Genomic DNA, 11911 nt, shown 5'->3' on the forward strand with positions numbered 1-11911 from the left:
ACTCTGGGCAGACTGGTGTAGAATAATAAGAAATGTTACAGAGCGAAAAAGAAACTAAATGCGAGTTGCGATCGCTGGAGCTGGATTAGCAGGACTCTCCTGCGCCAAATACCTCACCGATGCGGGTCACACCCCCATTATCCTAGAGCGTCGGGATGTCCTAGGGGGAAAAGTGGCAGCCTGGAAAGACGAAGACGGAGACTGGTACGAAACCGGATTGCACATTTTTTTTGGGGCCTATCCCAACATGCTGCAATTATTCAAAGAATTGGATATCGAAGACCGGCTGCAATGGAAACAGCATACGATGATCTTCAACCAGCCCGAAAAGCCCGGAACCTACTCCCGGTTTGACTTTCCGGACTTGCCTGCCCCCATCAACGGTCTAATTGCCATTCTCCGCAATAACGACATGCTCACCTGGGCAGAAAAAATCCAATTTGGCATCGGCCTAATTCCAGCCATCCTCAAGGGACAGAGCTACGTTGAAGAAATGGATCGATATTCCTTTAGCGAGTGGCTCAAAAAACAAAACGTCCCCCCTCGCATCGAAACTGAAGTTTTCATCGCCATGTCTAAAGCCTTGAACTTCATTAACCCCGATGAAATTTCCGCCACCATTATCCTCACTGCTCTGAATCGATTTCTCCAGGAGAAAAACGGCTCGAAAATGGCCTTCCTCGATGGTTCTCCGACAGAACGACTCTGCCAGCCTTTAGTCGATTATATCGGCGATCGCGGCGGCCAAGTGCGACTTAACGCCCCCGTCAAACAATTCCTCCTCAAAGACGACTACAGCGTAGGCGGTTTCTTACTCCGAGGACTTGATGGCCAACCCGATGAAGTCCTCACCGCCGATATCTACGTCTCCGCCATGCCCGTAGACCCCCTGAAAACCATCCTGCCCCAACCCTGGCAAGGGATGCCCTACTTCCAGCAACTGCAAGGCTTAGAAGGGGTTCCCGTGATCAACCTCCATCTGTGGTTTGACCGCAAACTCACCGACATCGACCATCTCCTCTTCTCCCGCTCTCCCCTCCTGAGCGTTTATGCGGACATGAGCAACACCTGCAAAGCTTACGCTAACCCCGACCGCTCCATGCTGGAATTGGTGCTTGCACCGGCTAAAGACTGGATTTCCAAATCCGATGAAGAAATCATCGCAGCCACCTTAGCCGAACTCAAAAACCTCTTTCCCCAGCACTTTACTGGCGACAACCCGACCAAACTACTCAAATCCCATGTCGTCAAAACTCCCCGCTCCGTCTACAAAGCCACCCCCGGACGGCAAAATTACCGCCCCTCCCAAGAAACTCCTATTCCCAACTTCTATCTCACCGGAGATTACACCATGCAGCGCTACCTAGCCAGCATGGAAGGAGCGGTCTTATCGGGTAAATTAACCGCCCAAGCTATTGTCAGAAGTCAGGAATTAGGAGAAACTCCAATAAAGTCCCCGGCTAAATCTGAGTCCGCACTCTAAGTCCCCCACCGCCGAATCTCTCTGTAACCCATGCTGCAATTACCGAAGCCTGCTCGCATGAGACCGCTTGTCTCCCTAGAAGAATCCTATGAACTCTGTCGTCAAATTACGGCAACCTATGCCAAAACCTTCTATTTAGGAACTCTGTTGATGCCAGAAGCCAAGCGCAGCGCCATCTGGGCCATTTATGCTTGGTGTCGCCATACCGATGAATTAGTCGATGGCAAGGAAAGTCAAATTACCACCCCAGCCACCCTTGATGATTGGGAAGAGCGCCTAGAAGAAGTGTTTAAGGGCCATGCTCTGACTGATGAGGAAGTAGCCCTCGTCGATACCCTGGAACGGTTTTCCCTAGACATTCAGCCCTTCCGCGATATGATTGCCGGGCAACGGATGGATTTATGCCAAAATCGGTATCAAACCTTTGATGATTTGTATTTATACTGTTACCGAGTTGCGGGAACCGTGGGGTTAATGTCTACTTGCGTAATGGGGGTGGATGAGTCGGGTTCCGTTGCGCCTTGGCATAATCAGCCCTATGTGCCCATCGAAGAGGCTGTAGCTCTGGGTATTGCTAATCAGTTAACCAATATTCTCCGGGATGTGGGGGAAGATATTGGGCGCGGCAGAATTTATTTGCCTTTGGAAGAGTTAGCCCTATTTGACTATACGGAAGAGGATTTACTCAATGGGGTGATTGATGACCGTTGGCGTGAGTTTATGCGCTTCCAAATTCAACGAGCGCGGAAGTTTTATAAACAAGCGGAGGGGGGAGTACGCTATTTAATTCGGGATGCTCGATGGCCGGTTTGGTCGGCATTGATGCTCTATCAACAGATTTTAGGGGCGATTGAACGCAATGATTATAATGTATTTAATCAGCGTGCTTATGTGCCTTTACCGAAGAAATTGGTGAGTTTACCGGTGGCGTATATGCGATCGCAAATTTTCTAAACTTCAGTCGGTACAGTCTTGGATGTCAAGGGGAGGCGATCGCAGGGCAGCGATCGCAATGGCATCAAGCCCTTTTTTACCAGAATGACAAAAGAGGGATATTTGACCTCATCTTTAACGCTCATCTGGCGTAGCAATTTGGCTATGGTGAATGACTCCCATCGTTCCACAAGCATCCGTATAATACCAGGAACCATCATCAGAGCCATAAGTATTGATTCTCCTACGGCTGTTTACTGAACACAAAATTTCTCCATTGGGAACAATTCTCACATTTGAGGGAGGATCAAAAACTACCGCTTGACGACCTCTAGGAATATTGGTTTCCTGGCTGCGATAACGGCAAACAATCTCTAGCATTCTCTGGGTTGCTTCTGACTGAGGACGGTTAATTTGTCTCTCTGGAAATGAGATCCAAGAGCCTTGCACACAATTGGCTTGACTAACGACTTTCTCATTGCCCAAGAAATATACAAAGTCCACACTTTGAGGACTTGCTGGAGAAATGGAACACAGATCGATATTAATACTTTGTCCCCCAACTACTCTACCTGCGAAATAGTTACAAGTCTGGGCTACACTTGGCTTACTGTCTAGGGTCAAGAGCAAGGTTAATAGGGTACAGCTAACCCCCAAAAAGAAACCTACGTTTTTCATGATTGGCATCTTCCATATCTGTATTAAAAAAGCTGTAGGGGCGAACGGCCGCTCGCCCCTACATTATGTCTATTTCTGTCTATTTATGTCTGGGAAAACTCTAAGAATTAAGAGCGAGAGCGACGACGAGTTGACCAGAAACTCGCACCTAAAACACCCAATCCCAACAGCATAGAAGGTTCGGGAACATCAACGGCTCCAACCGTCACGACGAAATCATTGTAATCGGCATCTGAGTTGTCTAACGCCAGGTCTTCAAAGGCAATGATGAATTCATTATCCTTAATACCCTTATACACTACGGCTTGTTGATCGCCCCCTGGGTTTTTAGCACTTTGGGAGTAGAATGTACCTTTACTGTTCGTCAAGTAGAAGCCAAACCCATCACTAAAGTCTGCACCCAAGCTAACAGTTTTTGAATCTGGAGCGCTACTTGGACCACCGAACAGTTGCATCATGTCGCCTTTTCCGTTGTAGATCCCGAAGGCATTTTTATTGGAGAAACCAGCAACTTCAAACATCAAAGAGCTAGTGATCTCATCGTCGAGAGGAGTAAACCATTCTTTGCCAGTTTGATCGGCCACAACATCAATAAGGCCAGGGCCAACAGTTGCATCTAGAAGATCCTGAAGGTCGCAACTGGCTGCACCTAAGTCTACACAAACTTGATATTCAGGTTTACCAGGAACATCCCAAGTCGAGCCAAAATTTACTTGTGCTTGGGCACTACCACCAGTTAACCCAGATAAACCTAGGGTGATTGCGGTTAATGTAGTAGCAGAGAATAGGCGTTGGGGGGATAAATTTAGATAATTCATTAGAATTCTCCTGAAATTAAATAACAGTAGTTTGAGTAAAAGATCGTAGAAGCGTTCAATACGGAAGGGGATTTTACAGAATCGCCTCGGAGAGCGATCGCAATTTCCTTTCCTCGTTGACAATTCCCATCGTAGACAATCCCCCGAAAGATCGCCTAGGGTTTTTCGTAGAATTCACGGAAACTTTAAATTAGAGGGCACAAATTTAAAGATTGTGTGAAGTTGACCCCCTAGATTCCGAAAATAGCTCCTTATTTTCACATACATTGAAGAAATGTAACGGTTTATCAGGAGTCAAATTATAATTTTTCTAGAGCTTTTGCGTAAAATTCTATAATTGAGTCGAAGAATGGGAAGCTAAACCGTAAGAAGGGGAGGGATGAGTATGGGGACTGGGACTCTGCACAACTATATCAATGGAGAGTGGCGGGTTTCTGGAGCAACGGAATCGATGCCAGTGATGAACCCAGCGACGACAGAATTATTAGGGCAGGTTCCGGTTTCTCCAGCAACTGAGGTCGATCTTGCAGCCACAGCAGCGAGTGCAGCGCAACAGGATTGGCGCAGGGTTCCCCCGCAAGAAAGAATTCAGTATTTGTTTAAGCTCAAAGGGTTGCTAGAGCGAGACGTTGAGAGTCTCGCTCAGACGATTACGATTGAGTGCGGTAAAACCTTGAAGGAGTCCGAAGGGGAGTTACAGCGAGCGATTGAGAATGTGGAAGTCGCTTGTGGCATTCCGACTCTGATCCAGGGGTATAACCTGGAAGATATTGCCCAAGGGATTGATGAAATCATGATCCGCCAACCGGTGGGAGTTGCGGCAGTGATTGCGCCGTTTAATTTTCCGGCGATGATTCCCTTTTGGTTTATGCCCTATGCTCTGGCTTGTGGCAATACTTATATTGTCAAGCCTTCGGAGAAAGTGCCCCTAACGATGGAAAAGGTGTTTCATCTGTTAGAGGAAACGGGATTACCCAAAGGGGTAGTGAATTTGGTGCATGGAGCGAAGGAGACGGTAGACGCAATTTTAGATCATCCCCTGATTCGGGCGATTAGTTTTGTGGGTTCGAGTCCGGTGGCTCGATATATCTATCGTCGAGCAGCAGAGCAGGGGAAGCGGGTGCAGTGTCAGGGGGGAGCGAAAAATCCGATTATTGTGCTGCCGGATGCGGATTTGGAGATGACGACGAGAATTGTGGCTGATAGTGCGTTTGGCTGTGCGGGACAGCGCTGTTTGGCGGCTTCAATCGCCCTGACGGTTGGTTCGGTGCGAGATGATTTTCGGGAGGCAATCGCCACTACTGCCACGAAGCGCAAGGTGGGGTTTGGTCTGGATGAGGGCATTCAGATGGGGCCAGTGATTACCCACAGTAGTCAACAGAGAATTCACGGAATCATCGATCGCGGTACTCAGGAAGGCGCTCAACTGCTGGTAGATGGCAGAAATCCGAGAATTCCCGGTTACGAAAATGGTTACTTTGTGAAGCCAACGATTTTAGATGCTGTAGAGCCAGAGAGTGCGATCGCCACCACAGAGATTTTCGGCCCGGTTCTTGGTTTAATGCATGTGGACAGCTTAGAGGAGGCGATCGCCCTCATCAACCAAAGCCCCTGGGGTAACATGGCCTGTTTATTTACCAGCAGTGGTGCAGCCGCCCGTAAATTCCGCTATGAAGTCCAAGCCGGAAATATCGGCATTAACATCGGTGTAGCTGCTCCCATGGCCTTTTTCCCCTTCAGTGGTTGGAAAGAAAGCTTTTTTGGCGATTTACACGGTCAAGGTCGTCATGCCATAGAGTTTTTTACTCAAACCAAAGTTGTGATTGAACGCTGGCCCAAAACCTGGTCGCGGCAATTTTAATGCAGTAACAGCCATTGATGTCCCTCATAACAGCACCAAGTGCTGTATTATCTCATTCTGAATCCTAGGGAGTCATAACCTCATGTTGATTACCATGTTTAAAAGCAAACTTCACCGAGTCAAAGTCACAGAAGCCGAACTCTACTACGAGGGTTCTATTACCGTTGATGAAGAACTCCTCAAAAAAGCGCATATTCTGGCCTATGAAAAAGTGCAAGTTGTCAATCTTAACAATGGTTCTCGTCTAGAAACTTACGCCATTCCTGGTGCGTGGGGGAGTCGGACAATTTGTCTGAACGGCCCAGCCGCTCGGATGAACTCAGTAGGTGATGAAGTCATTATTATTGCTTATGCTCAAATGACAGAGGAAGAGGCATTATTACACCATCCTAAAGTAATTTTAGTCGATGACAATAACAATCCCCTCAACTAAATTTTACACCATGAGGACTGATGACTATCATAGGGTCTTATAAAAAGAGTTAAAGTTGAATTCACATCAAGAGTCATTCAGCCGAGAACAACAGGGTTGTCGTTTATAGTGTATACAGCAGCGCTTGATTCTCCATGAACTGCTGTTGATATTATGCCTGGAATCATCATGAGTGAAACCAAAATTTGCCTGGACAATTTAATCAAAATCTACGGAAAGCACCCCTCAAAAGCCCTGCAAAGGTTTCGAGAGGGAGCAACCCGTGAGATGATCTTGAAGGAGATGGGTAATGTGCTGGCGATCGCCGATGTTTCCCTGAACATTCATCGTGGGGAATTGTTTGTGATCATGGGATTATCAGGATCGGGGAAATCAACCCTGGTTCGTTGCATTAATCGCTTGATTGAACCCACCAGTGGCAATATCTATATTGATGGCGAGGAAGTAGTGCATACCAGTGAAAAGCGAATTCAGGAAATTCGCCGCACTAAAATTGCCATGGTGTTTCAGAAGTTTGGCTTGTTTCCCCATAAGACAGTAGTTGAAAATGTGGCTTATGGGTTGAAGGTGCAAGGGATGGATCTTAAGAAACGGCGCGAGAAAGCTATAGAGATTTTAGAGCGGGTGGGATTAGCTGACTGGCGCAATTATTTTCCCTCATCTTTGAGTGGGGGAATGCAACAACGGGTGGGGTTAGCGCGAGCGTTAGCGACGGATGCGGAAATTTTATTAATGGATGAAGCTTTTAGCGCTCTCGATCCCTTGATTCGCCGAGAAATGCAAGATGAGTTGATTCGCTTGCAGGCAGAATTACAGAAAACAATCGTATTTATTAGTCATGATATTCAAGAGGCGCTGAAAATTGGCGATCGCGTGGCGATCATGAAAGATGGAGCAGTGGTGCAAGTGGGAACACCTGAAGATTTGGTTTTACACCCTATTGATGATTATGTGAGGGACTTTACCCAAGATGTCAATCGCGCTCAAGTATTGAAAATTGGCACAGTGGCGCGGAAAACTAGCCCATTGAATGGACATCAACATACCATTGAGATTGTTCTAGAACAGATGAAACAACAAGGCGTAAATCAACTCTATGTGGTGAATGAAGATCGAGTTCCTGTAGGGTTGTTGCAAAAACACCATCTAGAATATGCCCTCAATAATGGCAATCAAAATTTAGCCGATCTGATGGTTAATGATTTTCCGAGACTTGAAGATTCCCATTGTTTAGAGGCTGCTTTTTCGCTCTCGGATTCTGAAATGGCGATCGCCGTTACCAATGCTGAGGGTCAATTCCATGGCATCCTGACTGCGAAGGAGGTGCTAATGAGTTTGAGTATGGCTCAATAATTAGAGCTAAACCCTGGTCAAAGACCATTGCGATCTCCCTCTGGCCAGAAAAGCACAACATAGGATATCACTCTGTCCAAGCAGGATGGGAGAGCAGGGAATCCATCACCCGAACCCCTCGCAGTTGGTTGGTTAAGGGTAAATGGCCCTTGGGAGCGGTCAAATCCCAGATAAATTCACCGGGATACCTTGTCCAAGTTTTACCCGTGCGCCACTGAATTTTGGGCCAAAGTTTATCCCAGTCTTTGCCCAAGGATAACCAGATCTCCCGTTGTACGGAGAAGCCAAATTTACCCTCGGAATACACGAGCCACAGGGTATTAAGGGTGCGTAAATCCGTGCGGGGAAATTGGTTGACTTCAGAGAAATACAGCCACTTACGAGTCATGGCACTTTCTCCAGCGAGTTCACACATTTTTAATAGGGTGAGGCGATCGCCCTCTAAAAACTTCTGCTCGATTAACAGCGTTTGTAGAGGACTGTAATCAACATCGCGATCGGTGTTTAAGGGAACTATCCCTTGGGGAAACTCACGACTGAGAAACTCTTGCACAGCAGCAGACTCAGACTTTTTGAGCTTGAGGAATGCCGTTCCTTGTACCCAAGTGGGATGACGGCGATCGCCCTTTTCTAAAAAATCCATCAGCACCTGTTCCCCCGAACTCCCTAAAGTGCTGAGAGTCTCAATGGTTTTCAGTTGGGTTTTCCCATTCGGCGACGAGAGCGCAGTAGACAGTTGTTCGAGATCGGTAAGTTCAGGCACAGAAACAGTAGTTATATCCTTGTTAATCCCTTAATCGGAATCATTGTACCACGGGGCGTGGGATGGGGAGATGGCCAGACGCAGGGATAACCCCTTACCTCACCGGAATTTCCACTACAAATTCCGTACCCTGTTCCGGACTCGATGCAAATCCTAAACGCCCCCCATGTCTTTGAGTAACAATTTGTCAGTAAAACTATTTGTAAAGATTTTTAAATCTATATATCTTCAAAAAGATTTAAAAAGCAAAATTTAAGTTTTTTGTACTCTTGGTCGAAATGGGAAAATTCAGCCTATCTTAGAAACGGATGACACCCAGTTGTCCTCCTTAACATGAGGTTTGCTGGACTTAACTCATATGAACCTTTTACTGATTTTTATCCGTTCTCTCTGTTTAGCCGTTATCTTAAGTTTTGTTGCCCCTTGGATGGTTATTGGAGGGGTAATGCTCGGCCTAGATTTAGGGACTCAAATTCCCGGATTAACCACCCTCTCCCAAACCGGAGAAAGTCTCATTTGGCATTTCTTAGCCATTTTTGGTAATGGAGAACCCCTAGAAGGATTACTCGTTCTTGGGGTAACCTGTAGCCTAGTCGGGGCTATGTTTGATGCCTTTGCCTTTTATCGAGAACAAATCTGGCATAGTCATTAGGCCAAATGGCCTAATGTCCCAACTTTCCTAATTAATTTGAAGTTTCTTTAATGAGTAAAGCCACTGGAAACACATTCAGAATATCTCGTATCCACAGAGTATTTTCTCCTTGGATCTCTTGTCCAGTCAGGGCATCTTTCCACACCGCAGAAGGCCCCGTCGGTAAAGAAATCCGGGTTTCATGCCAAACTTGTTCACCCAGAGGATACTCCTCTTCCTTAATTAACTTCGTTAAAAACCGAGGTGCAATCACAATCGCGCTTTGCTCGTTCCAAGTCCTCATAAACGTGACAATATGATATTTGAGACTCCCATTCACCGGCAATTTCTGGTAATCTCCCCGTTGAAACAAATCTTGATATTCTTGACGAGCTTTCAGAGCCTGAACAATCGTAAACAGCTTAATTTTTCCATCTTCCGGGTGCTTGAGCAAATCGGCAAATAAAGCCGACTTATTCTTTTTCCATTGCGCCTTGATCTCATTAAGTAACTTTAATCGCTTCTTAAAGTCTACCGGCCGCCGATTATCCGGATCGACCAATGTTAAATCCCACAACTCCGTTCCCTGATAAAAATCAGGCACACCCGGAACCGTAATTTTTAGTAAGGTTTGGGAGAGAGAATTAAAAACACCATAATGTTGAATTTTTTGCTGGAATTTACGGAAAGAGGGCAAAAACTTATTTTGCTTCGTCTCCTTAAGTAAACTATCCACAAACTTCAGAAATCCTTCCTCATAGGCCGTATCCGGACGCAACCAAGCCGTATTCACCTTCGCTTCCCGAATGGCCTTAATCAAATAATCCTTAATCCGTTGCACAAACTCCCCCTTATCTTGGTCATCAAAAGGATAAATCCCCAAGAGAGTCTGATAGAGAAAGTATTCATCATTTGCAGTCGGGACTTCTACCTCCCGTACCATATCCTTATAACCCCCATTCATCTTTTTCCAGGCTTGTAGATACTCATTCCATTCCTCCGGAATTTCCGACAGCACATTAATTCTAGCTCGCATATCTTCCCCCCGTTTCGTATCATGGGTTGAAGTACCATTCATCGCATGGGGCCAATCTGAACACCGCTCTTGATTAAATCCATGAAAATCTTCTAGAGAAAAGCCAAAGTGACCGGGTGCAGAACCAACCTCATTCAAGGACACCAAGCGATTATAGATATATAAAACCGTATCTTCTACCGACTTGGCCATGAGCGGCCCCGTAAACTGTTGCTGACGCATGACAAAATGCAGCCACTGCTTCTTATCCTCTGAGGTCAAATGTTCATCAAATTGCAGCAACAAGAATTTTTGAATAAAACTAATTTCATTAATTAGCTCATTCAAAAAGCTGGGAATATTTTCTTGAGTTTTGGCAATCACTTGGGCAATACATTCTTGGTCGAGTTTGCTCACTTCATAATTAACTTCCTCCCCACTGACTTCACCACTAATATAGGTTCGATAAACCGAGAAGGCCGCCATCACTTCCACCAAAGCCGCTTTCAAGCCATAGATGGTAAAATCACTGGAATAGCGATACTGGTCAGCAATCCGTTTGAGCAAATGGGCCAGGTTATCAACATCTCCAGCTAGATGTTTCTCTAGAATCTTGCGCTTATTTTCGTCAACTAACTTATCGCACTTCAAAACATCGCCAATAAATTGGCTATAGCACCGCTCAAATTCTCCTTCAGATTCTTGGTAGCAAAATATGCCATTAACGTAATTGAGAAAATCATAACCGGTCGTGCCCTCAATGGGCCAATTTACTCTTAATTTTTCATGGGGTTCCAGAATCTTCTCAACGACAATATAGGCATTTTCTGCTTGATTCCGGAGCCGAATAAGATATTGTTTTGGATCGTATAAACCATCAATATGATCGATTCTTAATCCAGTAATTTTGTTTTCTTCGATTAACTTTAGGATAAGCTTATGACTTTCATCGAAAATATCTCGATCTTCCACCCGCACGCAAATCAAATCATTGACGGTAAAAAAGCGCCGGTAATTCAGTTCTTCATTGCCCACCTTCCAAAAAGCGAGTCTGAAAAATTGATCGTCGAGTAAGTCATCCAAAAGATCAAAACTTTCGGGTTTACCAACCTCTCCATTAAAAACTTCAATATTTTTTTCGATAAAGGCTTTGATTTCCAGATTATCATTCCACAATTCCCAAATCATACTTTTAATAAAGCTGATCTGTTCGTACCGCTCTCGATGGCCGGAACCAGGGGTAATATATTGAATGGCATTAATGGCATATAAGACACCTAAAAATTTAACAAAATCTGGATTTGTTCTCCCCAGTTTATTTCGTAGATCTTCGGAATTATAATCTAGTATTTTACCATAAGATTCAATTTGAATAGGAAATCTCCAATCCCAATAATTAATCGTAAATCCATTTTGATTGTACTGAAGTTTAAGCTCTCCACTTTCTAAGCAATCACCATAGAATTTACCTAAAAATGGGGCTAGAACTCGGTGGCGAATGCCTTCGTAGGGATGTTCCCAATCAATATCAAAGTAGTCTTTGTACTGGGAGTTAGGGCCATTTTCTAACACATCCACTAATAGGGGATTTTGGCTACTAAAGGCCATATGGTTGGGGACAATATCTTGTATCCAACCGAGTTGATATTTTTGGACGCTTTCAATGAGTTTTTCAAATTCTTCTTCACCACCGAGTTCGGGATTGATTTGATTGGGATCGACAACATCATAACCATGGGTGCTACCCCTTTGCGCTTTTAAGATGGGGGAAGCATAAATATCGGAGATCCTTAATTCTGATAAGTAGGAAAGAATGGACTGGGCCATTTCAAAGGTAAATTGGGGAGTAAATTGGAGTCGATAAGTTGCGGTGGGAATTTTCATAGAGTCGTAAAAGTAAATTGGAAAAACTGTTAGGATTGATTATAGCGTCAATCCTAACA

At 45.1% G+C, this 11911-nt stretch carries 11 protein-coding genes; 6 read left to right on the plus strand and 5 right to left on the minus strand.

From position 1 onward, the window contains the following. The first annotated feature begins 58 nt into the window (after nucleotides 1–58). Nucleotides 59–1483, plus strand: coding sequence for a 15-cis-phytoene desaturase (gene pds / locus AC3FZD_RS17055; RefSeq protein ID WP_488737174.1), 1425 nt, complete (start codon nucleotides 59–61; stop codon nucleotides 1481–1483). Nucleotides 1484–1513: 30 nt separating this feature from the next. After that, on the plus strand, nucleotides 1514–2437 hold the full coding sequence (gene crtB / locus AC3FZD_RS17060) for a 15-cis-phytoene synthase CrtB (protein ID WP_488737175.1): 924 nt from the start codon (nucleotides 1514–1516) through the stop codon (nucleotides 2435–2437). On the opposite strand, the gene AC3FZD_RS17065 is transcribed toward crtB, so the two are convergent. From AC3FZD_RS17065 to AC3FZD_RS17075, 3 genes are all read right to left on the minus strand, one after another. Continuing rightward, complete coding sequence (locus AC3FZD_RS17065) at nucleotides 2434–2562, minus strand: hypothetical protein (RefSeq protein ID WP_488737176.1); 129 nt, start codon at nucleotides 2560–2562, stop codon at nucleotides 2434–2436. The two genes, crtB and AC3FZD_RS17065, sit on opposite strands and share 4 nt — an antisense overlap. After that, a complete protein-coding gene (locus AC3FZD_RS17070; RefSeq protein ID WP_488737177.1) occupies nucleotides 2552–3094 on the minus strand; it encodes a hypothetical protein in 543 nt (180 codons plus the stop codon). The genes AC3FZD_RS17065 and AC3FZD_RS17070 overlap by 11 nt, the downstream gene beginning before the upstream one ends. Nucleotides 3095–3201: 107 nt before the next feature. Beyond that, on the minus strand, nucleotides 3202–3912 hold the full coding sequence (locus tag AC3FZD_RS17075) for a DUF4114 domain-containing protein (protein WP_488737178.1): 711 nt from the start codon (nucleotides 3910–3912) through the stop codon (nucleotides 3202–3204). 385 nt (nucleotides 3913–4297) lie between these two features. Here AC3FZD_RS17075 and AC3FZD_RS17080 point away from each other — a divergent pair, with 385 nt between their 5' ends. The 3 genes from AC3FZD_RS17080 to AC3FZD_RS17090 all read left to right on the plus strand — a co-directional run bounded on the left by AC3FZD_RS17080 (nucleotide 4298) and on the right by AC3FZD_RS17090 (nucleotide 7559). After that, entirely contained in the window at nucleotides 4298–5773 is a 1476-nt protein-coding gene (locus AC3FZD_RS17080; protein ID WP_488740371.1) for a CoA-acylating methylmalonate-semialdehyde dehydrogenase, read from the plus strand. Nucleotides 5774–5855: 82 nt separating this feature from the next. Continuing rightward, on the plus strand, nucleotides 5856–6206 hold the full coding sequence (gene panD, locus AC3FZD_RS17085) for an aspartate 1-decarboxylase (RefSeq protein WP_488737179.1): 351 nt from the start codon (nucleotides 5856–5858) through the stop codon (nucleotides 6204–6206). Between the two features lie 168 nt (nucleotides 6207–6374). Beyond that, nucleotides 6375–7559 carry a quaternary amine ABC transporter ATP-binding protein gene (locus AC3FZD_RS17090; RefSeq protein WP_488737180.1) on the plus strand — a complete coding sequence of 395 codons (1185 nt, stop codon included), beginning with the start codon at nucleotides 6375–6377 and terminating at the stop codon, nucleotides 7557–7559. A 67-nt stretch (nucleotides 7560–7626) separates the two neighbouring features. Here AC3FZD_RS17090 and AC3FZD_RS17095 read toward each other — a convergent pair whose 3' ends face one another. Continuing rightward, on the minus strand, nucleotides 7627–8322 hold the full coding sequence (locus AC3FZD_RS17095; RefSeq protein WP_488737181.1) for a GUN4 N-terminal ARM-like repeat domain-containing protein: 696 nt from the start codon (nucleotides 8320–8322) through the stop codon (nucleotides 7627–7629). Between the two features lie 358 nt (nucleotides 8323–8680). Between AC3FZD_RS17095 and AC3FZD_RS17100 the strand changes: the two genes are divergently transcribed. Continuing rightward, nucleotides 8681–8974, plus strand: coding sequence for a hypothetical protein (locus AC3FZD_RS17100; RefSeq protein ID WP_488737182.1), 294 nt, complete (start codon nucleotides 8681–8683; stop codon nucleotides 8972–8974). A gap of 31 nt (nucleotides 8975–9005) precedes the next feature. On the opposite strand, the gene treY is transcribed toward AC3FZD_RS17100, so the two are convergent. After that, a complete protein-coding gene (treY, locus tag AC3FZD_RS17105; protein ID WP_488737183.1) occupies nucleotides 9006–11852 on the minus strand; it encodes a malto-oligosyltrehalose synthase in 2847 nt (948 codons plus the stop codon). Nucleotides 11853–11911 lie beyond the last annotated feature (59 nt).

The organism is Roseofilum sp. KMC-1, assembly GCF_057802075.1.